General features: G+C 67.9%; 28 protein-coding genes. 19 read left to right on the top strand and 9 right to left on the bottom strand.

The genetic code is table 11. From position 1 onward, the window contains the following. The first annotated feature begins 34 nt into the window (after positions 1–34). On the top strand, positions 35–1,354 hold the full coding sequence (locus OIU81_RS41080) for a hypothetical protein (RefSeq protein WP_329156076.1): 1,320 nt from the start codon (positions 35–37) through the stop codon (positions 1,352–1,354). Between the two features lie 101 nt (positions 1,355–1,455). Then, positions 1,456–2,334 carry a M48 family metalloprotease gene (locus OIU81_RS41075; protein ID WP_329156074.1) on the top strand — a complete coding sequence of 293 codons (879 nt, stop codon included), beginning with the start codon at positions 1,456–1,458 and terminating at the stop codon, positions 2,332–2,334. A 173-nt stretch (positions 2,335–2,507) separates the two neighbouring features. Here OIU81_RS41075 and OIU81_RS41070 read toward each other — a convergent pair whose 3' ends face one another. Further along, positions 2,508–3,275, bottom strand: coding sequence for a hypothetical protein (locus OIU81_RS41070; protein ID WP_329156072.1), 768 nt, complete (start codon positions 3,273–3,275; stop codon positions 2,508–2,510). A gap of 445 nt (positions 3,276–3,720) precedes the next feature. On the opposite strand from OIU81_RS41070, the gene OIU81_RS41065 reads away from it, so the two are divergent. Next, positions 3,721–4,107, top strand: a complete 387-nt coding sequence (locus OIU81_RS41065; protein ID WP_329156070.1) for a hypothetical protein — start codon at positions 3,721–3,723, stop codon at positions 4,105–4,107. A 39-nt stretch (positions 4,108–4,146) separates the two neighbouring features. Here OIU81_RS41065 and OIU81_RS41060 read toward each other — a convergent pair whose 3' ends face one another. Continuing rightward, complete coding sequence (locus tag OIU81_RS41060) at positions 4,147–5,556, bottom strand: DUF2637 domain-containing protein (RefSeq protein ID WP_329332125.1); 1,410 nt, start codon at positions 5,554–5,556, stop codon at positions 4,147–4,149. Positions 5,557–5,785: 229 nt separating this feature from the next. On the opposite strand from OIU81_RS41060, the gene OIU81_RS41055 reads away from it, so the two are divergent. Then, positions 5,786–6,520, top strand: a complete 735-nt coding sequence (locus OIU81_RS41055) for an A24 family peptidase (RefSeq protein ID WP_329156066.1) — start codon at positions 5,786–5,788, stop codon at positions 6,518–6,520. Positions 6,521–6,820: 300 nt separating this feature from the next. Here OIU81_RS41055 and OIU81_RS41050 read toward each other — a convergent pair whose 3' ends face one another. The 4 genes from OIU81_RS41050 to OIU81_RS41035 all read right to left on the bottom strand — a co-directional run bounded on the left by OIU81_RS41050 (position 6,821) and on the right by OIU81_RS41035 (position 9,669). After that, the gene (locus OIU81_RS41050; RefSeq protein WP_329156064.1) at positions 6,821–7,603 is read right to left on the bottom strand and encodes a hypothetical protein; all 783 of its coding nucleotides are present in this window, start codon (positions 7,601–7,603) and stop codon (positions 6,821–6,823) included. A 120-nt stretch (positions 7,604–7,723) separates the two neighbouring features. Further along, positions 7,724–8,509: an SAM-dependent methyltransferase gene (locus tag OIU81_RS41045; RefSeq protein ID WP_329156303.1), complete on the bottom strand. Its 786-nt coding sequence runs from the start codon at positions 8,507–8,509 to the stop codon at positions 7,724–7,726. A 63-nt stretch (positions 8,510–8,572) separates the two neighbouring features. Then, a complete protein-coding gene (locus tag OIU81_RS41040) occupies positions 8,573–8,803 on the bottom strand; it encodes a DUF397 domain-containing protein (RefSeq protein ID WP_329156063.1) in 231 nt (76 codons plus the stop codon). Continuing rightward, entirely contained in the window at positions 8,800–9,669 is an 870-nt protein-coding gene (locus OIU81_RS41035; protein ID WP_329156060.1) for a helix-turn-helix domain-containing protein, read from the bottom strand. Before OIU81_RS41035 ends, OIU81_RS41040 begins: the two co-directional genes overlap by 4 nt. A 203-nt stretch (positions 9,670–9,872) precedes the next feature. On the opposite strand from OIU81_RS41035, the gene OIU81_RS41030 reads away from it, so the two are divergent. Genes OIU81_RS41030 through OIU81_RS41000 form a run of 7 tightly spaced genes read left to right on the top strand, consistent with a single transcriptional unit; the run spans position 9,873 to position 17,436 of the window. Continuing rightward, positions 9,873–11,375 carry a transcriptional regulator, XRE family protein gene (locus OIU81_RS41030; protein ID WP_329156059.1) on the top strand — a complete coding sequence of 501 codons (1,503 nt, stop codon included), beginning with the start codon at positions 9,873–9,875 and terminating at the stop codon, positions 11,373–11,375. 48 nt (positions 11,376–11,423) lie between these two features. Then, positions 11,424–12,434 carry an asparaginase gene (locus OIU81_RS41025; RefSeq protein ID WP_329156058.1) on the top strand — a complete coding sequence of 337 codons (1,011 nt, stop codon included), beginning with the start codon at positions 11,424–11,426 and terminating at the stop codon, positions 12,432–12,434. Between the two features lie 23 nt (positions 12,435–12,457). Beyond that, positions 12,458–12,922, top strand: coding sequence for a PPC domain-containing DNA-binding protein (locus OIU81_RS41020; protein WP_329156057.1), 465 nt, complete (start codon positions 12,458–12,460; stop codon positions 12,920–12,922). Between the two features lie 29 nt (positions 12,923–12,951). Then, on the top strand, positions 12,952–14,334 hold the full coding sequence (locus OIU81_RS41015) for a hypothetical protein (protein WP_329156056.1): 1,383 nt from the start codon (positions 12,952–12,954) through the stop codon (positions 14,332–14,334). Positions 14,335–14,343: 9 nt separating this feature from the next. Beyond that, a complete protein-coding gene (locus OIU81_RS41010) occupies positions 14,344–15,102 on the top strand; it encodes a 2'-5' RNA ligase family protein (protein WP_329156055.1) in 759 nt (252 codons plus the stop codon). Between the two features lie 34 nt (positions 15,103–15,136). Beyond that, on the top strand, positions 15,137–16,540 hold the full coding sequence (locus tag OIU81_RS41005) for a hypothetical protein (RefSeq protein ID WP_329156054.1): 1,404 nt from the start codon (positions 15,137–15,139) through the stop codon (positions 16,538–16,540). Positions 16,541–16,551: 11 nt separating this feature from the next. Beyond that, on the top strand, positions 16,552–17,436 hold the full coding sequence (locus OIU81_RS41000; RefSeq protein ID WP_329156052.1) for a bifunctional diaminohydroxyphosphoribosylaminopyrimidine deaminase/5-amino-6-(5-phosphoribosylamino)uracil reductase RibD: 885 nt from the start codon (positions 16,552–16,554) through the stop codon (positions 17,434–17,436). 59 nt (positions 17,437–17,495) lie between these two features. On the opposite strand, the gene OIU81_RS40995 is transcribed toward OIU81_RS41000, so the two are convergent. The 3 genes from OIU81_RS40995 to OIU81_RS40985 form a co-directional block, all read right to left on the bottom strand. Next, on the bottom strand, positions 17,496–17,792 hold the full coding sequence (locus OIU81_RS40995) for a hypothetical protein (RefSeq protein ID WP_329156051.1): 297 nt from the start codon (positions 17,790–17,792) through the stop codon (positions 17,496–17,498). A gap of 576 nt (positions 17,793–18,368) precedes the next feature. Continuing rightward, the gene (locus OIU81_RS40990; protein WP_329156050.1) at positions 18,369–19,427 is read right to left on the bottom strand and encodes an aldo/keto reductase; all 1,059 of its coding nucleotides are present in this window, start codon (positions 19,425–19,427) and stop codon (positions 18,369–18,371) included. After that, positions 19,424–19,912: an ATP-binding protein gene (locus tag OIU81_RS40985; protein ID WP_329156048.1), complete on the bottom strand. Its 489-nt coding sequence runs from the start codon at positions 19,910–19,912 to the stop codon at positions 19,424–19,426. Before OIU81_RS40985 ends, OIU81_RS40990 begins: the two co-directional genes overlap by 4 nt. Positions 19,913–20,762: 850 nt before the next feature. Here OIU81_RS40985 and OIU81_RS40980 point away from each other — a divergent pair. From OIU81_RS40980 to OIU81_RS40945, 8 genes are all read left to right on the top strand, one after another. After that, the gene (locus tag OIU81_RS40980) at positions 20,763–21,278 is read left to right on the top strand and encodes a DUF6302 family protein (protein ID WP_329156046.1); all 516 of its coding nucleotides are present in this window, start codon (positions 20,763–20,765) and stop codon (positions 21,276–21,278) included. A 117-nt stretch (positions 21,279–21,395) separates the two neighbouring features. Then, complete coding sequence (locus OIU81_RS40975) at positions 21,396–21,854, top strand: hypothetical protein (protein ID WP_329156044.1); 459 nt, start codon at positions 21,396–21,398, stop codon at positions 21,852–21,854. Continuing rightward, complete coding sequence (locus OIU81_RS40970; protein WP_329156043.1) at positions 21,847–23,376, top strand: ATP-binding protein; 1,530 nt, start codon at positions 21,847–21,849, stop codon at positions 23,374–23,376. Before OIU81_RS40975 ends, OIU81_RS40970 begins: the two co-directional genes overlap by 8 nt. A 46-nt stretch (positions 23,377–23,422) precedes the next feature. Beyond that, entirely contained in the window at positions 23,423–23,881 is a 459-nt protein-coding gene (locus OIU81_RS40965; protein WP_329156042.1) for a roadblock/LC7 domain-containing protein, read from the top strand. Further along, positions 23,778–24,248 carry a DUF742 domain-containing protein gene (locus OIU81_RS40960; RefSeq protein ID WP_329156041.1) on the top strand — a complete coding sequence of 157 codons (471 nt, stop codon included), beginning with the start codon at positions 23,778–23,780 and terminating at the stop codon, positions 24,246–24,248. The genes OIU81_RS40965 and OIU81_RS40960 overlap by 104 nt, the downstream gene beginning before the upstream one ends. Beyond that, the gene (locus tag OIU81_RS40955; RefSeq protein ID WP_329156040.1) at positions 24,226–24,843 is read left to right on the top strand and encodes a GTP-binding protein; all 618 of its coding nucleotides are present in this window, start codon (positions 24,226–24,228) and stop codon (positions 24,841–24,843) included. The genes OIU81_RS40960 and OIU81_RS40955 overlap by 23 nt, the downstream gene beginning before the upstream one ends. After that, on the top strand, positions 24,840–25,367 hold the full coding sequence (locus tag OIU81_RS40950) for a GAF domain-containing protein (RefSeq protein ID WP_266554951.1): 528 nt from the start codon (positions 24,840–24,842) through the stop codon (positions 25,365–25,367). Before OIU81_RS40955 ends, OIU81_RS40950 begins: the two co-directional genes overlap by 4 nt. 54 nt (positions 25,368–25,421) lie before the next feature. Beyond that, positions 25,422–26,630: an acyl-CoA dehydrogenase family protein gene (locus tag OIU81_RS40945; RefSeq protein ID WP_329156037.1), complete on the top strand. Its 1,209-nt coding sequence runs from the start codon at positions 25,422–25,424 to the stop codon at positions 26,628–26,630. Positions 26,631–26,666 lie beyond the last annotated feature (36 nt).

The following is a 26,666-nucleotide window of genomic DNA, read 5'->3' as shown; positions in this document are numbered from 1 at the left end:
CCTCTGGCAGACGGTGAGGGAGGGGTAGTCGCAGATGGCACACGCCCGATGGGGGAAGGCGATCGAGGCTCTGCGCGCGCAGGGCGAAGCGGTGCGCGCGGCGGATGAGCGTGTCGAGGAATGCCAGGCGGCCGTCGTCGCGGGTGAAGCGAGTCGTGTCCGGCTGACCACGGCCGTGGCGCTCTGGCGGGTGTGCGAAGCGGACTACCTTCGGTGTGCCGTCGCGCTGCTGCGCGCGCACCTCTCCCAGGGCCGGCCGCCGGTACGGATGCCGGTCGCCGTGGTGTGGCCGCGTCCGCTGCGCCAGCTCTGGAAGGCACGGGCGCAGGACCGCAGTGGTGGTGTGTGGCGGGCACTGCCCGGACCCAAGCTGCTCGCCCAGGTCGAGGCGGCCGGTTCCGACGTCCTGCTGGACGATGTCGCCGAGGCGATCAGGGCGCTGCAGGCGAGTCTGCACGGCCACCGGACGCGCCCCCGCCTCTACGAGGCGTACATCCCGGACCGCTCGTCGTCGCAGTTTGACGCCGGGAGGACCGCGCCGACGGTGCCGGGATTCCCCGACCCCGGGCACTGGGTCAACCAGTCCTTCGCCCGCGGGAGCGGCCGGCGTGTGCAGCCGGGGCGTGGGACGGAACTGCGCCAGCTGGAGAGCGATGAGCGAGCCGTACACGAACGCGCGGAGAACTTCGGCGCCGTAGTGCTGCGGCTGCTCGAACACCACCATGGTCCCGTGGCCGCGCCGTCAGGGCGGGCAGCTTGGCGGGGAGCGGCCCGCTGGGTTGGTCGCGAGCAGCAGGCGGTGCCGTCCTTGGACCAGTGGCCGGACAAGCTGAGTGCGGCTCAAGGCATCACGGTGGGCGGGCTCGGCTGGCTGGTGCTCATGCTCGCCGCCATCCCGTGGTCGGTGGCGATGAAGGCACGGGTCCTCACCGACCATCCGACGCCGTTCCTGCTCACCTCCTTCGCGGTGGCGGGGCTGGGCGCCGGAGTCGTGTACCGATTCGGTCCGCGCCTGATGCGGCTGCCGGGGAACACTGCTGCGATACCCGGCTTCGCCGCGGCGGCCGTGGCCTACCTGGTGATGCAGGTCCAGGGCCCTGTCGCGGGATACTTCTTCGCCGATCCTCTCGACCGGTTCGAGCACCAGTTCACCAGCAGTTGTCTGGCCGCCAGCCCCTACCGGCTCGATGAGATCCAGTCCGTGACCGTGGGCAAGACACTGGTGGTCCGCCCGATCAGCGGGGACACGACGCTGCGGCTCGGGCCGGCCGAGGACGGGGGTACGCACCCGCTGGGTCCGAGGGACAGTGCCACCCGCACGGTGCTGGAAAAGTACGGCTGCGAACTGCCCTGAACTCGCCCGCCGTTCACGGCGGGCGAGCGACCACATGGACACCCCCGGGCGGGAGGGAAAGGGGGCGCGCTACGGCGGTCCGCCCGACTACGGTGATCATCATGGCAATTGGGGAGACGCTGGGACGCCACGGGTCCCACATCACGGTGGCGGCCGCGATCGCCGGGCAGGGCATCGTCACGCTCCTGCGAGGGCCTGATCCTGTTTTTGCTCTCTATGCGGCGCTGATCGCCGGCAGTGTCTGGGCCTGGCACGGCCGGGCCACCCAGCGCGCCTCGGTCATCGACGGCTCGATGGTCCAGGCGCTGACGTGGGATATTCACGTCAAGCGGCGTCCTGCGCCGTCCGAGAGCGAGCTGTATCGGGAGATGACCGCCCGGATGGAGCTGACCGGCCGGCACGTGCGAGCCTCCATCGGCAGCCACGGCCTGGAGCGCGTCACCATGGCCACCTCCAGCGAGCTTGGCGGCTACAGTGACGCGCGCTCCACCCGTTACCGGGCCCGGGGCCATCTGTGGCTCGGGATGCGCTGGTTCAGCCCCAAGCACACCTGCCACCTGCCCGCTGTCCTGGAACACGAGCTCGCCCACCTGGCACGCCGCGACACCGGCAAGCGGGTGGTCGTCGAGACAGCCGCCGTGACGGCGACCGCGCTGGCCGCCGGGCTGCTTCCCACGGGTTCCTTCGCTCTGGCCGCGCTGAGCGCATGGCTGCTCACCACGCTCTACCACTGGTGGGTCGAAGTGGCCTGCGATCTCCGCGCGGTGCGCGCCTGCGGTCGGCAAGCGGTCGCCGAGTTGTGGCGCGCCGACCTCGTCCTGGACCGCTCCCGGCCGCTCGCCTTCCGAATCTGGGGAACGCTGCGCGCGCTGCGCACGCACCCGCCGCTGCGCCTGCGGGTCTTCTGCGCGGTGCACACACCGTTGCCTGCGTCCCTGGCGCCGACCGCCCACCCGCTGCGCGCGCCCGCCGCTGGCTGACCATCTGATTCCGCACGCCTGTGCCGTGGGCTCGGCCGGACATCCCCGGCTCTCGGGCCCCGAGAGCGACCGAAACACGAAGCCGACCTCAACGGCGACGCGGTTGAGCGGCGGAGGGAGCGACCGGTACAGGTAGCGGACGAGCCGACGCGCATGCACGCCGGGCTCGGCGGCTACCCGAGCCGGATTACATGGCCGCGACGGTCGCTTCCCGGCCACGACCACAAGGACTTCGGGGCGTCCTCGAGTGCCAAGAAGCACGCCGCCCGGTTCGGTTCGTCCACCGAGACTTCGAAGAGGCGAGCGCGACCGTCTCCTGCGTCGCGGACCGTAAGGTGCAGAACTCCATCCTGCGCCCCGGCCAGTTGCGTCGCCAGATGGGCACGGCGCAGGAGCACGGAGGCCTCGAACCCGTAAGGCGAGTCAGCGAGCGTGCTGACGTGTGCCGCGGCCCTGTCGGGCGCGCGGTCGCTGAGGTCGTTGAGAGCCGACTGCCACTCGCGAGGGAATGCACGGTCGAGGACCACTACTGCGCCGCTGCCCGCGTCCACCAGATGAACGCCCTTTGCCTCGGCGCTCCACTGGAGATTCTCAAGCCGTTGCGAACCATGGGGGTTCGGGGTGCCGACCAGGGCGCGTGCCCAGCGAGGCAAGGCCCGGCGGTCCACGCGGATGACCAGGCGGTCGCAATGGGGGCTGATGCTACGGATGCCGAACAGGCCCATGTCGGCGTCTACCGGATGTCGCCCGAATTCCTCAGCCAGGAGTTCGACGATCTGCACTTCCCACCGCTGCTGTTCCAGGGAAGGGTTCGGCACAGCCAGTTCCGGGCGAGGATTCTCCCAATGGCCCTGCTGACTCTGGGCGTACGTCTCGTTGGTCGCGAGCTGGCGCAGACGGACCATCTCGCCCGATTCGGGACTGGCCGACGTCTCGTACATGAAGACTCCCTGTTGCACTGCCCGGCCAATGCACAAGAAGAAGAGGAAACAGGAGTCGAGCCGGCCGATCGGTCAGGCCTTCCCCACGTCGGCTTTTGCCTTCCCGATGCCGCGGCCTCCGGGGGCGGCATCCCAGCACGGCTGCGTGGACAGCCGACAAAACTGTACAACACGCACCGCCGCACTTTGGATCATTTCGGCGGAAGTGCGCTGGCGTGCCGCCGTACGGCGGCACGCCGACCGGCGGAAGCTCAGCGCAGACACTCAGGCCGCTCCACGCCTGTTGGCGGTGGCGTGGAAGTGCGTGGTCGGCAATCGCGGCCGTCAGCCCGGCTCCCGGCCGAGCACGGCGAGATGACCTGTTCGCGGCGCCGGCCCGGGCGGCGAGTGCCACACTGAACCGGGGCCCAGAGGGCCCGGATCGGCGCGAGAGAGGCAACGACGGGTGGAGAGCCAGCACAGTTCCTCGGCTCCGGGCAGTGCGGAGACCCTGCGGCGCCAGACCCGGACCCGCCGCGATGCACACGCACGGCTCGAGTTCGTGATGTCCGATCCCGCCGTACGGCGTCTCGGCCAGGAGATCCAGGAACACGAGTTTCACCTCGGCACGCTGATGAGCGAGATGTACCAGGCTGAAGCGGAACGGTGGGAGCGGGCGCTACGGGAGGGCGACACCGACCTGTTCGGCCAGATCTGTTCCGGTAAGCACGGCGCTCACGGCCGGGCCTGCCTGCTGGACAGGGAGCACGACGCCGACGGCGGCCCGCACTGGGGCAAGACCGCGGACGGCCGGCCCATCGCATGGCTCGGCACCGCTCCCGACGACGACTGAACGCAGGCTGCCTGCCGCCAGATCGTCACCGGCCGACGGCTAGGAGTGCGCGGGGGACAGCTCCTCATGCAGGGCGTGGTTCGCTTCATCGGCTCGGACGACGATCGGCCCGTACTTCCGCTCCAGCTCGACATAGGCGGTGCGGCCTGAGCCCGCCTTCTGATATCCGGCCCACCGGGTGAGGTTCTTGCGTGTGAGCTCGACACCCGCGTCCTGGTGGGCGAGGTAGATCCGTTCGGCCCGCTGCCGCTTGCTCTCGTTCTCCGGGGCGGTTCCCAAGTCGATCGCCGGCAGGGGATCGTCCGGGCCGTCGTCCTCCTCGTCGGCATCTTCGTCCGCGTCTTCATCGGCCTCGGAGGCCTCTTCTTCGTCGTCCACCGCGTCACCGCTGTTCGTCTCGGCACCCAGTTCGTCCGCGGAATCCTCAGCTTCCTCAGACGTGGCAGTGTCATCCGCGAGCAGGTCTTCGCCGGGATGGCCGAGGGCGGTCTCCCGTTCGGGCTCCGTGACGGCCGCCCCGGACTCTCCCGGCGACTGCGAACGGGAGTGGCCGACGGGACTCTCCGGCGCCTGCGCAGCGCCGGACTCCATAGGAGCCGACAGGGCCCGGCCAGGGAGGAGGCCCTCGGGAGAATGTGCGGCGTCCGGCACGAGCTCATGAACAGTCGGCTGCACAGGTGCCGGTGCCGGCACCCCCGCAGGACGGACCGCGTACCCAAGACGGCTGCGGCGCAGCGGCCGGAGCTCTTCACGCCTCGCCTTCCTGCGCCAACGCCATCCGTACGCGTCGCGCAGCTCCTGGCGGTACTCCAGCTTCTCCTGATACAGCTCAAGCGCTACCTCGTACGAGGGAATCGTGCTCGGCCAGAGCTTCCTGCTGCGCCAGATCAGCCATGTCGACCACGGGGCGAGTACCCAGCGGCCCAGCGAGAGCGCGAAGTCCTCCCGCCCCGCGTCACGGGCCGTCGCGGTCTCGACCGCGTGCCGGACAGCCTCAGTGATCGCGATGAACAACAGCGGAATCGTCGCATGCATGGTCGAGGCAAGTATGTCCGGATATGCGGCCATTGCGTTGAACGCCACCGTGGCGATGGTCAGCAGCCACGCGATGTGCCGCAGCAGTGGGTACCGCAAGTCCACCCAGGTGAGGGCGAGATCGAGGCTCAACATCACAATAATGCCGATATCTATGCCAAGCGGAAAGAGAGTTGCGAACCAACCAAATCCCTTTTCCACCGCCAGATCGCGTACTGCCGTGTAGGAGCCGACGAAGCCCGTCAAGGCGATCAGGAGCGAGCCGAACCCGATGACCCCGAACGTCACCCGGCGCCCGCGGGTCCAGACGACCCGGCGGCGCCCGGATTGCCCGGCCAGCACCGCCTTGCCGAGATCAGCGGTCGTCGTCATGGACCCATGCCCCCTTCGTCGTGCCAGTGCGCGCAGCGCCATCGCCCATAGAGGTGTGCTCAGCGGCGACCGTGTGACATTCCGTCCCTTCGCAGTTCTCGGCGATCGCGCTTCCGAATCTGAACGGTAGGAGCGTGGGCCCTCTCCATCCACCGCGTTTTGCCCCAGGGCGCACCCTGTGACCTGGTCGTTGTCTTCACGGTCGGGCCGATACAGGGTCGAACCGACAGCGCGACTCGCCTAGGCTCCAAGATCTCGGCATATGCCGGGGATGGAACAACACCGCCCGGGGGCCGCCATGATGACCGCGCTGACGACTACCGTCGCTCTGCTCGCCGGCCTCCTGGCCGGCACTGCCACGCGGCCCCTGCTGTTCGCCTGGACCGTTCCCGCCGGCGCACCGCTCCGGCACTCCTGCCCCGCCTGTGACGCACCGGCCCGCGCAGCAGTTCGGCTGCTCGCCCCGCCCCGCGGCCGATGCGCGGTATGCCGGACCCCCTGGTCCACCGACCGCGGTCTCCCCGAGGTCATAACCGCGGTCGCCTTCGCCTTCATCGCCGCCACCGGCCTGACCGGCTGGCTGGCCGCCGCGCACTACTGGGTGACCGCCTGCGGCACCGCGCTCATTCTGATTGACCTAGAGGTGCACCGGCTCCCCAACATCCTCACCGTCCCCGCGTTCGCCGGGACGACCACCCTGCTGGCAGCCGCTGGCGGTGCCGGAGAACATGGCAGCCTTCCACGCTCCCTCGCTGCCGCGGCCGCGCTCGGCATCGCCTTCGCCCTCATGACCTTCGGCGGCCTAGGACTCGGCGACGTGAAACTCGCCCCCACCCTTGGAGCCCTGCTCGGCTGGCACAGCTGGACCAGCGTTTTCCTCGGGACCTTCACGATGTTCGCCCTCGGCGCCGCAGTGAACCTGCTTCAGGGGCGCACTCGCGGCCGCATAGCCTTCGGCCCCTACATGATCATCGGTGCCCTCGGTGTATCGGTCTGCGTGTCGTAGCCGTCTGACGGCGGGCAGCGGCCCTCCGCCGGCTGCTCGGGCCGACTGAAGCGACCCAGCACCGCGTAGATCGTTCTCGGGATCGAAGTCCACACACCGGGTGAGATGAGCCCCGCTCACGCTGCCGGGCGAGGTGCCGCCACGCTAGGGCTACCTCGCGAACAGGATGGGATAAGCCGTCCACCTAACGGATGATCTCGGACGGATGCTGAGCGGCAGCGGCAGAATGGGGCCGGTTCGTGGCAGCCTCGATCGCCTACACAGCCCACTGACTTCGGCGGTCGTGACCGGAGAGCTCGACTACACCGGCGCCGGCAGCGTGAACCCGGGCACGTAAGTCGCCGACCGGCCGTTGGCGTCATTCGGCTCGAGGATGAGCTCGCCGTGCTCGCTCGGTATCAGGCCCTGCTTTCCCACAGTCCATACCTGTACCGGGCCGCCGTCACCCATCGTCAGCGTCAGAACTCCGCTCGACGCGGCGATGAGCGAGGCACCCAGGAGTGCGATGAAGCGTTCTCGGTCGCGATCCAGCACATCGGTCTGTCGGCCGACGACTCCGACCGGCACCGCGTAACGACCAAGCTCAAGGTCACCCGCCTTGGTCGCCAAGGCGAGCAGGCTGCGCTCACCGCCGCACGCCACGGCGGCACCCCGCCCTACCTCCTCGACCAGCATCGTCACGACGCCTGCCGAATATGTCCTCGCCCACGCCTCCGCGCCGGGATGCTGCGCGTTCACCGCATCGAATACCTTCCGACAACGAACCGCCATAGCCCATGCGTGCTGCTCCCGCTTCATCTGCAGCAGCATCTCGTCGGCCGTCTCACCCGCGAAAGGCCACAGCTCGTTCTTCCGGAACCGTCGGCGCGCGTAGTCGCGGAAGCCCTTCTCCGAGAGGGGATTCAGGCTGGCTTCCTCACAGCTCCGGACGTAGGCGAAATCGACAAGCGGGGCCAGCAGAACCCGCTCTCCGGTGTCCAAGGCGCGGACCGCACGATCATGAGCGTCGCGCCAGTACGCGGAAAACGAAACCTGGGCTCCGGGAACGAAGCGAAGGTCACGCTCATCGACGGCGACCAGCATGCTGGCCTGCCCGTCCTCCTGGCCTCGGTCGCCCATCAGACGTACCCCCTGTTGCATTCGATCAAAGTGCCTCTCCGCACGGCACCAGCAGCACTGTGCTTGAATTACGCCACCGAGCGCCTATGGTTTCTGAGCGACGCCGACGTAGAGGGGCACCTGATCGTCGGCGAACTCCTGATCAGGCTCTGGATGCCAGTTGGTGACGACCTGAACGCCCGGGTCGATCAAGTCAAGTCCCGTGAAGAACCGGGCGAATTCGTCTCGTGATCGCACTTGCGCGGGTATGCCGCTCTTCCGGTAGATCTCGACGGCCTTGGCCCACCCAGCGGAGTCGAAATCGCCCGTCACGTGCGAGAGCATGAGGAAGCTGCCTGAGGGGAGCGGTGCCAAGAGGTCGTTGACAAGATCGTAGGGACCGAACTCGTCGGAGACGAAGTGCAGGAGGGCCACGAGCGAGAGGGCGACAGGTTCCTCGAAGTTGAGGATCTCCTTGGCGGCTTCGATGATCTTCTCGGGTTCGCGGACATCTGCCTCGATGTACTTCGTCGCCCCCTCGGACGTGCTCCGCAGGAGGGCCTCTGCATGGCGGAGAACGACGGGGTCATTGTCGACGTAGACGACGCGCGATTGGGGGTTGACCGCTTGGACGACCTGGTGGAGGTTGGGCTCGGTCGGGATACCGGTTCCGATGTCGAGGAACTGATTCACACCTCGCGCGGCCAGGAGCCGGGCAGCCCGGTTCATGAAGTTCCTGTTGGTGCGGGCGGCGGTCCTGATAGCCGGCAGGAACTCTATGACCCTCTCAGCAGCCTCCTCATCGACCGGGTAGCTGTCCTTGCCACCGAGGTAGTAGTCGTACATGCGGGCCGGGTGGGGACGGCTGGTATCGATCGGCTTTAAGGTCATCTCTCTACCTTCACTCTCTCCGTGCTCTTCACTCACCTTGCCGCTGCTCACAGCCTGCCCGGGTCAGGTGAGGAGGAAGTCCGCTTCACCAGACTTAGCCCCGGCGATGAAAGCGGAGAATTCCCCCAGTGTGTAGATGAGGGCAGGTCCGTCTGGCTCCGTCGACTGGCGCACGGCCACGCGCCCGTCCGAAAGTTTCTTTGCCTCAACGCAGTTCCCACCGTTGGTGCCACTCCAGGGCTTCACCCACTCCCCTGTCCCCAGGTCGGAGTTGGCGCGCAGGACATAACTCATGGGTACAGCTCCTTGCGAATGTCACCAAGAAATTGCTTGGTGTCGTCTTTTGACAGCGCGTACACGCTCATCTCCCCCAATGCTTCACGAAAGAGAGCGACCTCGTCCTTTTCCTCGCCATAGGAGGCGCGACTCAAGCTGTCGGTGCAGACGATGTCTGGGAGTTCTGGAATCTCAAACCGGAAGATGGTGAACGGTCCGAATGCGGCAGGGTGAAGCCCTGCCGCGAAGGGGCACACCTGCAGCGTCACGTTCGGAAGGCCGGCCATGTCCAGCAGGTGATCGATCTGGCCCCGCATCACATCCGGGCTGCCCGCTGGGCGACGGAGGACGGTCTCGTCCAGCACCGCCCACAGCTGGGGAGGCTGCGGGTCTGTGCGCGTGAGGAGTTCCTGGCGTGCGGTGCGCAGAGCCACCCGCCGCTCGAGGACATCAGGAGATATGTGGGGCAGTCCACGCTCCAGCACGGCGCGAGCGTATTCCGGCGTCTGCAGTAGGCCAGGGGGTACTGCAGGCTCGTAGCTGCGGATGTGAGTTGCGGCTGTTTCCAGCGAGACATGCACGCCGAACCAGGTCGGCAGCACGTCGCGGAAGCTCTGCCACCAGCCAGGCGTACTGGCTTTGTCGAGCAGGGAAAGGAATTCCTCGATCTCGGCCTGGCTAACGCCGTAGATTTCGAGCAGTGTTTTGACGGTCGCGTACTTCAGTGAAGTTTCGGCCTTTTCCATCCGTGTGATCGTCGTTGCCACAATGCGCAGATGCTTGGCGGCCTGTGCCGCCGTGAGGCCGGCCGCGTCACGCAGGGCGGCCAGCCGTCGGCCGAGGACGATGGCGAGAACGGTCGGGGCCGACTTCGGTTCACTCACGTCGGATCCCTCTCGCGTCCGGCTGCGGTCGTCCCGTGCAGTGTGCCACGGCACCCGCAAGGACAACAGACTGCAGCTGGAACTACGCAGGTTGCAGAGTGAGGCTTGCCAACACCTCTGCGTGGCGAGCATAGTTGCGTGGTGAGCAAGCTCACGTAGCCCGGATGCACGCTCCACCACCTTCACCCCCAGGAAGGTCCGAGATGCCCGCCCGCCTCACGTTGTTCCGCCTCCTGATGCAGGAGCGCCAATGGGACAACTGGAGTGTGTTTGCTGGTCACTTCGGGCGGGCGGCCCGAGACGTGGCGCTGAAGACCAGCGCCCCCAGACTGATGGGGGTCTCTGTTGCCCGGCGCACCTTCGACCGGTGGATGGTCGGCGAACTGAAGGGCATGCCGCAACGGGACACCCGTGTGGTCCTGGAGCATCTATTGGGGTTCCCGTGCACCGAGTTGTTCGGTCCGCCCCCTGACGTCTTCAGTGCGGCAAGGGCCGTACACGACCGCGGCGGCCTCGCCGCCTCGATCGCCATCAGCGATCGATGGCCGACCTCGAGGCTTTTCATGTCCGCGACTGGCGACGTCGCGGACTCCTGGCACATCCGGGGCCGGCGTCTTCTCGACGGAACGACCGCCGCAGTCCAGTTCCACTCCGCCGTGACGGTCGGCGACACCGTACGCGTGACGGCGGCCGACAACGACTCGCTCGTGCGCTTCCTGCGGCCCGTGCGCCGCGGCATCCTCGTTGCCGTCGACGAGCGCGAAGACCTCAAGCTCTACGTGACCGACGCGGCAAGCGCCCGAAGGGCCCTGGCCTCATTTCCCAGCCCGGACGGCGCACTGACACTCCCGGCTGCCCATGAACTCGACGACCTCACGTACGGAATCCTGTGGTCTCTCATCCAGATCGATGACGGGCTGCTGGCCGACGACCAGGTTCTCGACGAAGAGTCGCGGCTCATGGACACCTTTCTCTCCCTGCCACGGTCCGCGCTCAGCCGGGAGACACAACCGGGCCTGACCACAGTCGGATCGAACTGGCTTGGTAGCGCCTTCTGTGCCCAACACATCCAGCGGCGCCTGGACGGCGTCACGGAACCGCCCGTGTTCTGGACCCGCGAGCAGACCGGCGAGGAAGCTGCCACCTGGCTGTTCTTCCAGCACAAGCACGCATACCTGAGGTCGCTGGCCGACCGCTTCGCAGGAGCAGGGGCGATGTCCCGGACATTCTGCATTCCGCAGAGCGAAGTGTCGCGGAGTAGTAACTACGAGCGGATCCTGCTGTTCCTCGCCATCGCTCTGATGGAATTGCACGGCATCCACGTGCGGGTCACGATTCACCCGGAGTACTCCACCATCGATGGCTTCGCCCTAGCCACCGGGCAGCGCGCCGTGGTCGCCAACTGGCTTCGCTCCGAGTCGCTTTGGCGGGCGGACACCATCACCGCCCGACCGGAATTGAGGTCGTATCAGGAGATCTTCATGGACGCTGCGGCTACCAGCGTCATGGACGGTCCGTCACCGCTTGACAGGCTTCGAGCGCTGGCGGGATACCTGGAGATCGACTGGCCGTGGCTCGTCAGACGCTGTCTCGGCCTCAGCACGAGCGGAGTGACAGGCCTCGCGCGCCCCCGCAGCCGTCTGATCACGCTCGACGCCCTCACCCAGGTCCTGCATTTCGTCGGCACTCTCCCCCCGGACCGATGACAGGCTCTATGAGCCCCCTCCACGTCCGCTCAGCGAAAGGCTCCCCTCTTGTCCGCACCCGACGCACCCGCTTCTCGGCGTCTGCTCGTCGTTGCTCTTGGTGGCACGATCGCCATGACGGCTTCCCCGGCCAGTCACGGATCGGACGGGGTGGAACCGAGGCTCACCGCCCGCGATCTGACCGCCGCGGTTCCCGAGCTGCAGCAGGTGGGTGGGATCGAGTCGATCGACTTCCGGCAGAGCCCCGGAGCGTCCTTGACGATCGATGACGTAGCCGAACTGGCGGCGCGACTTCGCCTGGAGGCGGAGCACGGCGCCCAGGGCATCGTTGTCACCCAGGGCACCGACACCCTGGAGGAAACGGCCTTCTTGCTGGACCTCCTCTATCAAGAGGACACCCCGGTCATCCTGACCGGCGCGATGCGCAACCCCACGTTGGCCGGTGCCGACGGTCCGGCCAATCTCCTCGCCGCAGTCCGTACAGCCGCCAGCCCCCAGGCCCGCGGGCGAGGGGTACTCGTGGTGTTCGCCGACGAAATCCACACCGCACGCCACGTCCGCAAGGTTCACAGCACCAGCATCAGTGCCTTCGCCTCGCCGAGCGCAGGCCCGATCGGTCACGTGGTCGAGGGAGTAGCACGCTTCCACTTCGACGCCGGCCGGAGCGCTGGGGTCCGGTCCACGTTTCGGCGACCCGCCGAGGTGGAGCTCATCGAAGTGTCGCTGGGCAGCGGCGGTGTCCTACTCGACGGCCTGGACGAGAAGGTGGACGGACTCGTCGTCGCTGCCTTCGGGGCTGGCCACCTACCGGCTGCCTGGGTGAGCCGCGTGGAGAAGATCGCCGCCCACATCCCCGTGGTGCTCTCCACCCGCACCAACGCGGGAAGTGTCCTGCGCAGCACGTACACATTTCCGGGCTCGGAGCGCGATCTTCTGAGCCGAGGGGTGATCCGTGGTGGGTCGCTCGACGCCCGCAAGGCACGGCTGCTGCTCCTTGCCCACCTGCGTGCCGGCTCCGACCAGGATGCCATCGTGCGCGCCTTCGCCCCGTACTGCTGACGTGCCACTGGAGGTAACACCGCATGCGCGCCACGAGGGTCATCCGCGGGCGGGAGTTCGTCGTCGCCCTGGAGCACGGCGAGGACTTCTTCGACGCCCTGGAGAAGTTCTGTGCTGAGAACGGGGTCCGATCCGGATATCTCAACTTCATCGGCGGGTTCCGCCGGGCCAGGCTCGTCGGCACCTGCGGGCCCATGCCCAATCCGGAGGTTCCGCTGTGGGACGAGGTCGAAGTCCAAACGCTTGAGGTACTCGGCGCTGGAACCCTCGCGTGGGACACCGGCCGAGACCGGCTCGCTCCACATATCCATGTCACAGCGGGTCTGAAGGAGTCCTCCGCCGATGGGCGCACGAGTCACCTACTGGGAGCCGAGGTGCAGTTCGTCACCGAGATGTTCGTAACCGAGGTCGCCGAGCCAGCGCTGACGCGGCCCCGACTGGCGAACCTGTACGACGTGCCAATGCTGACGTTCGACGAGCTCGACTGACACGCTCCTGGAGGTGCACGATGCACACGATGCGGATGACGCTGTTCCGCCAGCTGGTTCAGGAGCGGCACTGGACCACGCTCCAGACCTTCAGTACGCACTTCGCCAAAGCCGCACGGGAGCTGGCTGAGCAGACCGGTAAGCGGCACCTCGCGGACGTCACCGTCGCCCGACGCACTTTCGACCGATGGATGGCCGGCGAGCTGAGGGGGATGCCGCAGCGGGACACCCGGACCATTTTGGAGCACCTCTTCCAGCAGCCCGTCGTGCTGCTGTTCGCTACTCCAGACAGCACGACTCAGGTTTCGACCAGTCCCAGTTCCAGGCCCATAGCTCCGCTGGACTCGCCGCCGACCGCCCTCCCCACCAATGGCACAGCCAACGGCGCCTTCGACGACCCGCTGGCAGTGATCACGCAGACGCAGTTACTGACCCGCTCCAGTACCGACGCAGCGGTACTGGAACATTTCGGCGGACAGCTCCAGGGGATCGTCGACCGCTACGAGACCAGCGGCCCTCAGATGCTGGCCGGAGAGGCGCGTGGTCTCCGGGGCACACTGCACGCCCTGCTGGGCGGCCAGCATCTACCGGCGGTGCATGCCGAGCTGTTCAGGCTCACCGGGCGCGCTGCGGGCCTCTTGTCCTACATGGCCGTCAACGCCGGAGCCAAGCCCGCCGTCGCGGAAGCGTACTGCGCGGAGGCCGAGGCCCTCGCCAAGCACATCGGAGATACTCAGCTCCAGATGTGGGCCGCTGGCACCCGGTCGCTGAGCCTGTACTACCAGCATCGTTACACCGAGGCTGACACGGCCGCGGCCGCCGGCGTCGACCTGGCGCCCAATGACGGCCAGGCCATCCGGCTCCTGGCCAACGGACGAGCGCGCGCCCTGGCCCGCCTTGGGGACCGGAGGGGTGCGGAACGGGCAATGGGGAGAGCGATGGACCTGTCCGAGCGGCAGGCATCCCTGCCCTCTGGGATCACGTCGTGCATCTCATTCGCGCCCTACAGCCTGGCCCGCACCCTGGCCAATGAGATCACCGCGCGGCTGTCCCTCGACGACACGGGTGAAGTTCTGTCCTGCGCAGAGCAGATCGACGGCCTGATCGAGGAGTCCGATTCCGAGTGGAGCCGAGCCCTAGTCCGTCTCGATGTTGCCGCGGCCCTTCTCCAGCACAAGCAGCCGGAAGTGGAACACGCCATGGCTCTGGGGCGGCGCGCCCTCCACGCTGGAACCACCGCCCCCATCACGTCCGTGTGGCAGAGGGCGAACGAGTTGTATGAGCGCGCTGGGCGCTGGCACGCCGAGCCCGATGTAAGCGACTATGCCGAGGAACTTCGGACCTGGCGCTCACACCCTCAGGCCAAATCGATCGTCAGCGGCTCGGGTACGGAGCTCGCGCTGCAGCAGTGAAGGAGAGTCGTGACGCCCGAACTGGACGTCTACCCCGGAGCGTTTCCGCACCGCCCGCCACCAGACCTCGACAGCACCGGGCTGCTCGTCGACCACGACTGGCGGGCGTTCACCGCCATCGAGCAGATGACGAACCACTGGGCGCGCCCTGGTTGGTCCGAGGGAACCCGTGCCTACTACTGGATGCTGACGTTCCCCAATGCCACCGACCTGCTACGCCGCGCGAAGCGCTGCCAGGACGAACTCGCGCACCTGGGCATGGACCCCGTCCCCGAGGACGGGCTCCATGTGACGATGACCCGCATCGGAAGCACTGACCTGGTGTCGAATGACCAGGTCTGCCTCCTTGCCGACCTGGCGCAGCAGTTGCCGTTGACCACCTTTCAGGTCGTCGCCCATCCCCTGGCTGGCTCACGGGGAGCCGTGCGCTTCACCCTCGCGCCGTGGTCACCGCTGGTCTGCCTACACATCGCGCTCAGCGAGATCGGCCAGCACGCGGGGGTACCCGGCGGGAAGCCCACAGTCGCCTTCCGGCCCCACCTGGGCGTCCAGTACAGCAACCGGGAGCGCCCTGCTGCGCCTGTGATCGAAAGCGTTGCGCTCCTGCGCACCCTCGAACCTGTCACCTTGGAGATCAGCAGCGTGGAGCTCGTTGAACTCTGGCGCACCACCGGTACTTCGCCGGCCTACCGCTGGCGCGTCGTGCGGAGCGTTCCCATGCGGCCGCAACCGGATCTGCCCGTCCTGTCCGACCGGCAGCAGGGGTGACGGGGTCAATCTGGTGGGGACAAAGGTGCACACGATGCGGATGACGCAGTTCCGCCAGCTGGTTCAGGAACGGGGCTGGACCACGATCGAGACGTTCAGCACCCACTTCTGCAAAGCGGGACGGTCGCTCGCCGAACAGACCGGGAAGCCCCGGCTCGCGGATGTGTCAGTCGCCCGGCGCACCTTCGACCGGTGGATGGCCGGCGAATTGAAGGGCCTACCGCAGCGAGACACTCGGGCCATCCTCGAACACCTCTTCCAACAGCCCGTCGCGCTGCTGTTCGCCACTCCCCCCGCGCTCACTGAGGGTGGTGCAGCGGAGCTTCCGGCAGCGGACAAGCTGGATGCTGCCCACGCCTTTCTCGGGTCGGGATCAGGGCATGGGGGAATCCTCACCCCAAGCCCGTTCCTCCCGCAGGAAGGCGCAGACGTGGACCGACGCCAGCTGCTCCTGGCCGGCAGCGCAGCAGCACTCCCTCTCCTTCCCGGGCACGCCGGGGCTTCCGCCCGGCCTCACCTCGACCGGATGACGCCCGACCAGGCAGAAGCCGTCCTCATGCATCTGCGCGAGATGTGGCACATGCTCGTCCAGAGCGACAACCTCCTGGGCCCTCGGCACGCTCTTGACGGCGTCCATCAAAACCTCGGCGTGCTCCAAGATCTTCTCGAGTGCGCCGGTCCTCACCTGCGCGCCGATGTCCTGGTCTTGGCCGCCCGCTATGCCGAGTCCGCGGCCTGGCTTCACGAGGACTGCGCCACCGACGCCGCGGGCACCGCACAGGCCGCGCACTGGACGAACCAGGCCATGGCATGGGCAGTCGAAGCCGGCGACGACGCGATGACCGCCTGGACCCTGTTCCGGCGTGCCCAACAGGCCACCGCCAGCGGCCATGCCGCCCCGAGCATCAGCCTCTCCCGCGCCGTCCAACGCTACGACCACATCCTCACCCCGCAGATGCGTGCTGCCGCCCTCCAACAGGAAGCCCACGGCTACGCTCTTGCCGGGGAAGAAGCAGCCTGCCACCGGCTCATCGATCAGGCCGAGACCTTGGCCGCACGACCCGAGAGCGCCGGCGACGGCCGCAGCGGGCACGGCGACTTCGCAACCGCGGCGTACCTCGAGGGGCAGCGCGCGAACTGCTGGCTCCTCCTGGGACGCTCGGACCGCGCCGTCCCGATCCTGTCCACCGCGCTCGCCGCCATGCCACAGGTCTACCGTCGCGACCGCGGTCTCCTGCACGCTCGACTCGCCACCGCCCACGCTCGCACCGGCGACATCGACCAGGGCGTCGACCATGCCCGCCAGGCGCTGGTCGTTGCCCGCAGCGGAGGATCAACGCGAACCCTCCGTGAGACGATCGCTGCCGTTGACGTAATGCGCTCCGCCCCTGACACCCCCGGGGTGGCCGAGCTGATCCGGGCCGTCACGCAGATCTGAGGGAGGGGCAGATGCCCACGTCGGTGGAGCTGGCGGCGATGCGTCGCGCCATCATCATCTCCGCGAGCGGGCTTGGCGCCACCAGTCCGAACCCAGCCGTCGGCTGCGTGATCCTTGATGCCGCGGGCCGCACGGTGGGCGAGGGGTACCACCTCCGCAAGGGGGCCGCGCACGCCGAGGTCAACGCGCTCACGGCCGCCGGCACCCGAGCTGTGGGCGGCACGGCCGTGGTGACGCTGGAGCCCTGCAACCACGAAGGTCTCACGCCGGCCTGCCACCAAGCCCTCTTGGACGCCAAGATCGCGCGCGTGCTGATTGCTGTCATGGACCCCACCTCGCGGGGCGAGGGTGGAGCCGCGCGACTGCGCCAGGCGGGCGTCGATGTCCAAACGCGTGTCCTGGAGAAGGAGGCCCTGGCCGTGCTTGGGCCCTGGCACGCGTCCCTGTCGCGCCAGCGTCCCGTCCTGCACCTGCTGATCCAGGCGGACGCCGCGGGCAATCCCATCGCCCCTGCGTCAGAGGCGCTCGCCGAGATCGAGCTCCAGCGCCACGCATACGATCTGGTGATCTCCGTCGACGGCTCGGCCGAAGAGGGCCGGACGGGCAGTCATGGGCGCGCCTTCAGCGTGCCCGCCCGTCCGGTGCCCGACGAGCCAGGGGATGCGGTTGCCTCACTCGCCGAGGCCGGCGCCCGCACGGTACTGCTCGTCGGGCCCTCGAAGCTGGGCGAGCGGCTGCTCAGTGCGGCATTGGTGGACCGCTTCACCCTCCTCCAACCGGTTCCGGAGTCCTCGCAGGCCACGACTGCCGGTTCACCCCTGTTCCCCGACGGCTTCGTCCTGTCCCGGATCAGTCGCGCGGGCGGGCAGCTTGTCGTCTCCGCCGAGCGGCGCTGACCGGCGCCATGCTCACGGACGGCCCCGGGCCCCCGGGCCGACGCGCGGCCGGGCGACGCCTACGGTGCTGGCACGAAGACGGCATTGTCGGGCATCCGGTCCCGGAAGGCACCCGGGATGGTGCCCATGAGCCAGACCCGATGGGTCGCGTGCGCGGTGCCCTCCGGGTCGTTCAGCAGGACGTAGTGCCGCCGCTCTGCCCCGGCGTAGCCGATCTCGGGCGGGAAGCCCTGCTCCTCGGTCCAGGTCAGGTAGTGGCGGCTGTCGATCCTCAGCACGCGACGCCCGTCGGGGTCCTGGTCGCCGAGCATCAAGTAGCCCAGGCACGTCAGCCAGAAGTCACATGAGCTGCACACGTGGTACGCCGCCATCCGCGCGCCGACGCCGCGAATCTGTTGGTTGGTCCCCTTACACGGGCACAGCTTGCACTCGAATACCTCGTGCCGCTCGGGCGCGCGGGCCCGCCTCATGCGCGGGAGGGGGCGGACCTGCGCCCCCGGACGTGCTGACACCGCACGCCTCGCTCGACGTCCTGGAGCGAGGGTTTGCGGGGCGCGCCGCAGGTGGTGCACTCGCTCGGCCAGGGCATGGAACGGGCGCCGGGGAACCGTACCTTCGGTTCGTAGCCCGCGGCGCGCATCGCCTCCTCGCCCTCGCGCTCCTCAGTGGTCAACGGGGCGGGCGGCGCGGGCAGAACCGGCTGGCTGCTCGCCGCGGACGTGGGCGACAAGACTTCGCAGCTCGGGGTGGGCCCTCCGAACAGTAGTCCCAGGCTTATCCAGCGCTTCGGCTCTGGCGGTTCGTTCATGGAAGGTCCTGTGTCTCGCGGCGCGGTCAGGTCTCTGTGCGGCATGCTTCTCGCCGGCCCGGCCGGCTGCGCGGAGCGGACTCCGCAGCGCCGATCGGGACCTCGCCGACCGGGAAGGCGTTGCTCATGGCTGCAGTTGCTTGACGGGCGAACGTGTCGCTACCTCGTGGAGATGACCCCGGAGGTCTGCATAGACGTCGTCAACGATGGCGAGCTCCGGCGCCGTGAGCGGATCGCCCAAGCAGCTGTAGTTCTCCTCCACCTGCTCCTCGTTGCTGAAGCCGACGACGACCACGCACTGATCGCCGCGCTGCAAGCACGAGCGAAGGGCCAACCGCGTCAGCGTGCCGGGACCCTCACCGAAGTGGCTGCGGAGAACATGAAGTCCCTCATCGACCCATTCCATGAGCGGAGGCATCGCCCCTGTACGTCGGGGGTAGATCATCTTCGCGCGTGACCGTGATCTATCCGCGTTCTTTCCAGCAAGCACCCCATGGGCCAGTGGAGCCGCCAGCACCAGGCCGACGCCGTGCCGAGCCGTGAAGGAGAACAGGTCCTCCCCTTCGAGCAAGACCGCGGGAGTGAAAGCGTTGAACCGGGTCCAGACCACGTCCGGCTTGATCAGACGGAAAAGGTACAAAAACCTCTCCGCCTCAGCTGCCCACTCCTCAGGAGAAGCCGCGTAGTGCGTGAAAGGTCCCCGCATCCCGATCGCATTGATGGACTCCACTTCCCGGAGCGTGCGCATCGCGTCGATGGCATTGCCCAGGTAGCGATCTCCAGGGCCGAAGTCGAAGCTGTCCAACGTATACAGGTGGAGCTGCTCGACGTAGAGATTCTCCAACGTCTGCTCGAGCTGGTGGTTGATGTGCCGACCGGCGTACGGATGCTCTGCGCTGCCCCGTATCTGCCCCACCTTGCTACTCAACTGGAGAGACAGGTCCGGGTACTCGCGCAAGAACTGGCCGACGACGCGTTCCGAGTGCCCGCTGCCGTAGGAGTCGGAGGTGTCGAAGAAGGTTGCACCCTGCTCGACCGCACGGTGGAGACCGCCAAGGAACCGATTGATCCTGTTCGATTGATCCGGGGGTGCGTGCCCAGTAGAGACGTCGCAGTGGAGGCCGAGCGGGTGGGTGAGGATGCCACGGCACAAATGGCGGACTCCGAGGTCGTGAGCGGTCACGCGGTGCTCCCCGCCAGGCAGAAGGCGGCGGTCACAACCTTGCCCTCGTAGGCAGGCTCGACCCCCCAGGCGGTAGCAAATGAGGAGACCAGATACAGACCTTGGCCATTCTCGGGCAGGTCCTCTCCGCTGATCTCGGCGGCCTCCTCGTCTTGCAGACTGGCCAAGAGGCTAACGGGAACAGTCGGAATGACAGTGGTATCCCTTCCGCGGTCAACGACGCCCACGGTGACGCCCTTCTCGTAGAGGTCGAGGGTGAGGGACACAGGCCCGCCCGCGTGCCGGATTGCGTTGGTGAGGAGCTCGGATACGACCAACACGGCATCGTCGATCCGGCCCTGATCGGTCCGGCCCTTCAGCAGTATGCGGACCGTCTCGCGGGCCCACGCCAGTGGTTCCTCCTTGGAGACGAGCGCAAAGGCGTAGTGGTCGACCAGTGGCCCCAGGGTCAGGTCCCGGATCAGTTCGGCTGCTGTCGGCGGCACCTTCGTCTCCTTGCGGTTCGAGACGCCTTGTGGCGCGGGCCGGAAATCCGACCCGGCACTAACCCTGCCGCGACGGGTAGTGGCACCGGTACGCCAAACCTTGGCCACGTTGTGGCCATCTCGACTGTCCGGATCTAGTTCGTGGCGCCCAGGAGAGCTGAGGCGACCGCCATCGACCGCGCGCTCGGCAGCGACAGCAACATGACGGCACCTGGCCTTCTTGGGGGACGACCTGCCACAACGCGGGCCGGCAGCAGGCTGGCGGGGCGGTGGACCGAGCATTCCCTCCACGTGGAGGAGATTCGCCGTCTTGGCTCCTTGCGCCGCTCGGATGGGGCCCGCACCAAGATCGACGGCGTTCCCGACGTCGAAAATGCCGGCAGTTGTCACCTGCCTCTTCCGTGATGCCCTCGTCATGTCCTCGGAGACCACGCTCGGGGCTACTACCGACCGTGTTCTGCACCCAGCGATGGCTTGGCAGCACGACGGACAGCGGCACCAAAGGGACCAAATACCCACAAATAGATACCCCGCGAGTGCAGTTCGTCCGATGTTGTCAAGCGCTTCCGGGAAGATGGCCACGAGATGGCCAAGCTCCATGCGAGCCATCAGGCCGCTGCAATATGGTCCGGTTTCACCTCGTTCGCACCCCTGACGCAGGCCATAAGGCCGCCGGGACGCACTGTCGGGCGCCTTCGACATGGCCATGAAGTGGCCACGCTTTGGCGTACCGGTGCGGCGCCGAGGCAATCACGCTTAGTTCCAGAAGAGTTCCGCATTCGAAACAGCCATATGGGGAGTTCGGCCTTTCGCGCCGGCCGCTCCCCCTTCCCCGGAGGCGATTGAACGCATGAGCGCGCGCACGGTCTCCTTTCCCAAGGTTCCAGAAGTTCGGCTCCTTCCTCCGCAGAAGGCCTACGACTATGAGTACTGGGCTCGACGCCTGATCCAGCCCGAGCTCCTATTGGGGGCCGTGGCAGTGGCGATCTTTCAAGCACCGCTCCTCGCCGTACCCACAGGAGCCGCTCGACAGGGCGGTCAGCTGCACATGGGCGCAGAAGTCTTCGCCCAGCAAGCCGCCTTGGCCCTGGAGGGGCTGCCGGGGTTCGAGCAGCTGTCGTACAGCGGCCCGATCGTCGAATGGGGCGACAAGCGGCCAGCGCACTGCCGCCCGGATCAATGCCACCAGTTCTACGGCCTGCGCGATCCGGCCGAAGAACCTACTGGTCACACGTGGCCCCCTGCCGGACACAGGGGGCACGGCTCGGGGACGGGACGCTGGCCTCCCGCCCCCGAGCAGCCGCCCGGCTGGATCCCGCTTCTTCGCGAGACCGTGCCGGCCGTCGCGGCGACGGCGCTCCCCTAGCCGCCCGCGACGTCACGTCCCCGTTCTGGTGCCGCGCCGGCCACCCCCGCTATGGCGCGGCACCAGGACGGCTCCCTGAAGCCCCGACGGAAACAGACCGTCCTGACCGGAGAGCTGATGACTCCCCTACTGAGCACTCGCCATCCTTGGCGACTGCACTTCGGCGAGACCCCGCTGCCTCCCATGCTGCCGCGGACGACCGATGCCGTCCGCGTCAGCATGGGACTCGGCATGGCCACGCTCGACACGATGCTGGACTCGGGACACCGGGTCGGGCCGCTGCTGTGCTGCATCACCCACCGAAGGCTGCTGGTGCCGGTCGTCTCCGGTACCGCTTACCTGTGGGGGGCCGCGCACTCGGTTTGCGACGCCGGGCCGTCGCTGCAGTGTTCGACACAGGGCGGTCCCCAGTCGTTCTGCCACGACCGCTTCTGGGCCGTCCCGCCCGACCCGCTGGCCCACCCGACCACTGACGCGGCGGTACTGCACGACAGCCTCAGCCTGATGCGGGCCCAGATGCGTGACGTCGCCCGGCAGCCAAACGGACTTCGTGCTCGGGAGATGTGCCATGTCTGATCACACAGCCGAGGTCTCGATGCCCTCCAGCCGGCGTCACCGCGCTCACGCCAGTGACAGCGTGGCTCTTCCGCCCGCGTTCGCGGGGAGCGTTCTCACGGGAGCGGTGGTGGCCGGTGGCTGGCTGCTCGATGGGTTCGACGTACTGCCCACCCCGCTCGGCATCGCGACAGCTGTCGCCGCGGCCGCCTGCACGTTGTGGTGGACCGGAGCACGGTCACTTCGCGCGCGCCGCGGCCTGACCCGGATGGGGGAAGTCCGCGGGGAGCGAGACGCCGCTCTTCAGGCTCTGAATGAGGTCATCACCGCCATCGGTAGAGGCCGGCAGCACGTCCGCTGGGCAGCGGAGCAAGCTGAACAGGGCACCGCACACACCAACTTCTCGCCGACCGCTGCCCCGCCACGCACAGGAAACCCGTGCGCTGACGCCGTTGTCCTGTTGGACGAGGCCTTCGACGAGGCGTGGAAGACGGTGATGCTGGCCGCGACCCGCCAGCACCAGCACCTCAACGCGCAGGCGGAGCTCGCCGAGATCTTCAAGTCGATCTCGCCGCGTTTGCAGAGTCTGGTCAACCGCAGCATCACCGTCATCTCCGAGGTCGAGAGGGACATCGAGGATCCGGAGTTGATGGCCGAGCTGTTCCGGGTCGATCACCTGCTGACCCAGATCCGGCGCGCGGTCGAGAGCCTCGCTGTCCTGGGCGGTAACACCCCTCCCCGTGACAGCGCACCTGTGGTGCTGGCCACTGCGATCCGGCGCGCTGTCGCGGAGATCCCCGAGTATCACCGCGTGCGCGTGGCCTCGTCCCAGCACACGGCTGCCGCCCTGCCGGGATACGTCAGCCCGAACGTGGTGCACCTGCTCGCTGCCCTGATGGAGAACGCGACCGGCTTCTCGAGTGACCGAGTGGAGGTCCACACCCATGAGGCCGCCGGCGGGATAGCCATCGAACTGCTCGACCGCGGCGCCGGCATGTCGCAGCAGAAGCGGGAATCACTCAACCGCCTGCTGGCCGCGCCGGAGAGCGAGGACCCTCGCGCCCGCCTGCGGGAAGGCAAGATCGGCCTCCTGGTCGCTGCCCTCCTCGCGAAACGACACAAGATCACCATTCAGCTGGGGCCCAACATCGTCGGTGGGACCCAGGCCGTCGTGGTCCTCCCCAGGGAACTGCTCGTCCCCGCCGACCGGCAGCCCTCACCCAAGCCCCCTCCACAAAGGCCACGTCCTTCCGCGCACACGCCCGGCCCGGCGCGACGGGAGCACATGATGCCTCACCCGGACGACACCGCTGAGCTGCCCCGGCGCATCCGGCCTGCTCTGCAGGGCGGCAGCGCACCCGCGGCTTCTCCCGGTCAGAACGGAAGCCGACCGCAACTGCCCCGGCGTGGCGAGGCCGAGACGCGTATCCCGCCTCTGGTTCAGCAAGCACCGGCGGGACGCGCCACCGGCGGGCTGATGGCGAACTTCCGCTCTCGCAGACCGTCTGGAGACTCCCCCGAGTCTCAGCCACCCGCCGTTTGAGACATATCTCGTCCAGCCCACCCCCCATCCCTTACCAGGAGAATCCATGCAAAGCGACGGTTTCCCGACCCCTGCCACGTCCGCCCGAGACCAGTTGAGCGGACTGCTCGCCGGGCTCCTCGACAAGGCACCCGGGACGACCCGTGCCCTCCTCGCTTCGGGTGACGGGCTGAAGCTGGCCTGGACCGAACAGCCGATCGACGACGCCGACAACCTCGCGGCCGTCATCTCCGGGCTGTACTCGCTCGGGCGCCAGCAGTTCAAGGACACGCAGGGCGGCATCCGCCAGGTCGTCGTCGAGCACGACGGCGGCAGCCTCTTCGTGATGAGCGCCGGCGCCGAGTTCACCGACAACAAGGCGGTGAACACCGTCCTGGCCGTCGTGGCCACGCCCACCGCGGATGCCGGCCAGGTCGGCTACGAGATGGAGACCTTCATCGGAGGCCTGGACGAGCACCTGGTCGTGGCGGCCCGGCCCAACTCATTCAGCGGGCAGGGGCTGTGACGTGGAGGCCGGCGGATGGGCCGACAGCTCATTAGCGGACGTCCGTCCCTACACGATCACCGGAGGCCGCACCAGATCGCACCACACCCTGCATCTCACCACCTGCCTGATCACCCGACCTGCCGCCCCCGGGACGGCCCACCCCAGTCCCGAGGGAGAGGCGCTGCTGCTGCACTGCAGCGGCGTCCCCCGCTCCGTTGCCGAACTCGCCGCCCGGACGCACCAGCCCGTGCAAGTGGTGAAGGTCCTGATTGGGGACCTTCTCGACTGCGACGCGCTGGCTCGGGCCAACCCCGTCGGCGCCGGAGCCGATCCCGACGTACACCTACTGGAGGCACTTCTTCATGGCCTACACACTCGGCTCTGAGCCTGGGGGCGCGGCGCTCCCCGTGGCGGAGCTGAAGATCGTGGTGGCCGGCGGCTTCGGCGTCGGCAAGACCACGATGGTCGCCACAGTCAGCGAGATAGAGCCGCTGATGACGGAGGAAGTCCTTACCGACGCCGGCCGGGACATCGACGACCTGACCGGCGTGGCGGAGAAGACGACCACCACCGTGGCCATGGACTTCGGCCGGATCACGTTCGACGAGCCGCCCCGCCCCATGATTCTTTTCCTGTTCGGCACGCCAGGACAGGAGCGATTCTGGTTCGCCTGGCCCGACCTCTCGTACGGCGCGGTCGGCGCGGTGGTCCTGGCGGACACCCGGCGCCTTGAGGACTCTTTCGCCGCGGTCAGCTACTTCGAGCAGCTCAAGACGCCGTTCGTCGTCGCTGTCAACGAGTTCGACAACGCGTACCGCTACACGCCTGCCGAAGTGCGGCAGGCGCTCGAGCTCGACCCCGAAGTCCCGGTCCTCACCTGCGATGTCCGCAATCGCGCGTCCGCCATGACCGTTCTGATCCGCCTCGTGGAACACAGTCTCCGGCGCCGCCGTCACCTCACCTCTGGAGCCCTCGCATGACCTTCCCCACCGGTACCCCGCACGCGGGCACGCCGCAAACCGAACGGGACGCCGTGCTGCGCGCCCTCGGCCTGACCGGCCCCGAGCCGGAGCTCGACGCGTTCGCCACGCAGCTGGCCCAGGAGGCAGGCGTCCCCTACGCCATGGTCAACATCTTCGGGGCCGAGCAGCAGTTCTTCGGACTCCACACGCCCGGGGACGACAGCGAGCTGCCGACCGTCGGCCGAAGCATGCCCCTCGACCACGGGTTCTGCCCCGAGGTCGTCGACCGTAAGAAGGCCTTGGTCCTGCCGGACGTCTTCTCCTCGCCGCGGTTCGCCGGGAACACGGTCGTCGACCTGATCGGAATTCGCACCTACGCCGGCGCTCCCCTCCTGCACGGCGACACGGTGCTCGGCACCGTGTGCTTCGTGGGCCCTGTGGAACGGGACCTGAGCACCGGGCGGGAGTCCCTCGCCCTGATCAAGCAGCGCCGCGACGACGTCATGAACTTCCTCTACCAGCGCGCCGGCATCCAGCCGTAGCCCGAACCCGCGCCGCCGCACGTCACGAGCGACTAACAGGGAGGGGAGCCCACAGTGTCCGATGCCTATCTCGAAGAGCGCCACCATCAACTCCGCGCACAGGTCCGTGCCTTCGCGGAGTCCAAGGTCGCACCGCGCGTGGCGGACATGGAGCGCACCGGCGCGGTTGAAACAGAGCTCGCGGCGGCCATCGCCCGGCAGGGGTGGATCGGCGTCACCGTCGACAAGGCCTACGGCGGCATGGGCGCCGGCCACCTCGCCAAGACCATCATCATCGAGGAGCTGTCCAGGATCAGCGGCGCCATGGGCGCCATGGTCCAGGCCTCCCAGCTCGGCGTCGCGAAGATCATCCACTTCGGCAGCGAACGGCAGAAGCGCGACTGGCTCCCCAAGATCGCCGAAGGGTCGTGCCTGCCGACCATCGCCGTCACCGAACCCGAAGCCGGCAGCCATGTGCTGGGCATGCAGATGACGGCACGTCGCGAGGGGCGTCACTACGTCCTCAACGGCCGCAAGATCTACATCGGCAACTCCCACATCGGGCACCTACACGGGGTCGTCGCCCGCACCGGCGAAGGCTCCAAGGGGCTCACCGCGTTCCTCGTCGAAGCGGACCGCCCCGGCCTGACCCTGCCCCCACCGGGCCAGACTCTCGGACTCCACGGCTTCAGCTTCGGCGAGCTGCACTTCAACGACTGCCGAATACCGGTCGGCAACCGCCTCGGCAGCGAGGGAGAGGGCCGGGACGTCGCCTACTCCTCCAGCGTCCTGTACGGGCGCCCCAACCTCACCGCCGTCGCTCTCGGCATCCACCAGGCGATCCTGGAACAGACCACGGCCTTCGCCAGCGAACGCGTCCGCTACGACAACCAGCTGCACCACCTGCCCAACATCAAGATCAAGATCGGGCAGATCCAGTCGCGCGTGATGACAGCCAGGCTCACCGCCTACCACGCCGCCCGCCTCCTGGACACCGGTGCGGCCTGCGACGCCGAGCTGATGAACGCCAAGCTGATCAACGTGGAGCTGGCCCTGGACTCCGCCCGGGCCGCGATGGAGATCCACGCCGCAGCCGGACTGCTGGCCGACGTCCCCATCGGCCGCTACCTGCGCGACGCCCACCACATCTTCGCCCCCGCCGGCACCTCGGACATCCAGCTGCTGCGCCTCGCCGAGGTCGCGCTCGGCCAGAGCAAGGGCCAGTGGTCGCAACGGCTCGCCACCGTGCTCTCTCCCGGCCCGGCCCCCACTGCCCTGACCTGACACCGCTCGCAGTAAGCCGTCCTGCCCCGGGTCGAG

Origin of the sequence: Streptomyces sp. NBC_01454, from assembly GCF_036227565.1 — a bacterium.
Taxonomy (GTDB): domain Bacteria; phylum Actinomycetota; class Actinomycetes; order Streptomycetales; family Streptomycetaceae; genus Streptomyces.
This window is presented reverse-complemented; position numbering and strand designations above follow the sequence as displayed.

Excerpts from the sequence above, each read along its gene's own strand:
- OIU81_RS40965 (WP_329156042.1), top strand. The coding sequence starts at position 23,423 with ATGCAAAGCGACGGTTTCCCGACCCCTGCCACGTCCGCCCGAGACCAG.
- OIU81_RS41005 (WP_329156054.1), top strand. The coding sequence starts at position 15,137 with ATGCGGATGACGCAGTTCCGCCAGCTGGTTCAGGAACGGGGCTGGACC.
- OIU81_RS41020 (WP_329156057.1), top strand. The coding sequence starts at position 12,458 with ATGCGCGCCACGAGGGTCATCCGCGGGCGGGAGTTCGTCGTCGCCCTG.
- OIU81_RS41050 (WP_329156064.1), bottom strand. The coding sequence starts at position 7,603 with ATGCTGGTCGCCGTCGATGAGCGTGACCTTCGCTTCGTTCCCGGAGCC.
- OIU81_RS40960 (WP_329156041.1), top strand. The coding sequence starts at position 23,778 with ATGCCGGCCAGGTCGGCTACGAGATGGAGACCTTCATCGGAGGCCTGG.
- OIU81_RS40975 (WP_329156044.1), top strand. The coding sequence starts at position 21,396 with ATGACTCCCCTACTGAGCACTCGCCATCCTTGGCGACTGCACTTCGGC.
- OIU81_RS40955 (WP_329156040.1), top strand. The coding sequence starts at position 24,226 with ATGGCCTACACACTCGGCTCTGAGCCTGGGGGCGCGGCGCTCCCCGTG.
- OIU81_RS41030 (WP_329156059.1), top strand. The coding sequence starts at position 9,873 with ATGCCCGCCCGCCTCACGTTGTTCCGCCTCCTGATGCAGGAGCGCCAA.
- OIU81_RS40950 (WP_266554951.1), top strand. The coding sequence starts at position 24,840 with ATGACCTTCCCCACCGGTACCCCGCACGCGGGCACGCCGCAAACCGAA.
- OIU81_RS41015 (WP_329156056.1), top strand. The coding sequence starts at position 12,952 with ATGCGGATGACGCTGTTCCGCCAGCTGGTTCAGGAGCGGCACTGGACC.
- OIU81_RS41080 (WP_329156076.1), top strand. The coding sequence starts at position 35 with ATGGCACACGCCCGATGGGGGAAGGCGATCGAGGCTCTGCGCGCGCAG.
- OIU81_RS41045 (WP_329156303.1), bottom strand. The coding sequence starts at position 8,509 with ATGACCTTAAAGCCGATCGATACCAGCCGTCCCCACCCGGCCCGCATG.
- OIU81_RS41055 (WP_329156066.1), top strand. The coding sequence starts at position 5,786 with ATGGAACAACACCGCCCGGGGGCCGCCATGATGACCGCGCTGACGACT.
- OIU81_RS41000 (WP_329156052.1), top strand. The coding sequence starts at position 16,552 with ATGCCCACGTCGGTGGAGCTGGCGGCGATGCGTCGCGCCATCATCATC.
- OIU81_RS41060 (WP_329332125.1), bottom strand. The coding sequence starts at position 5,556 with ATGGCGCTGCGCGCACTGGCACGACGAAGGGGGCATGGGTCCATGACG.
- OIU81_RS40970 (WP_329156043.1), top strand. The coding sequence starts at position 21,847 with ATGTCTGATCACACAGCCGAGGTCTCGATGCCCTCCAGCCGGCGTCAC.
- OIU81_RS41070 (WP_329156072.1), bottom strand. The coding sequence starts at position 3,275 with ATGTACGAGACGTCGGCCAGTCCCGAATCGGGCGAGATGGTCCGTCTG.
- OIU81_RS41040 (WP_329156063.1), bottom strand. The coding sequence starts at position 8,803 with ATGAGTTATGTCCTGCGCGCCAACTCCGACCTGGGGACAGGGGAGTGG.
- OIU81_RS41075 (WP_329156074.1), top strand. The coding sequence starts at position 1,456 with ATGGCAATTGGGGAGACGCTGGGACGCCACGGGTCCCACATCACGGTG.
- OIU81_RS40980 (WP_329156046.1), top strand. The coding sequence starts at position 20,763 with ATGAGCGCGCGCACGGTCTCCTTTCCCAAGGTTCCAGAAGTTCGGCTC.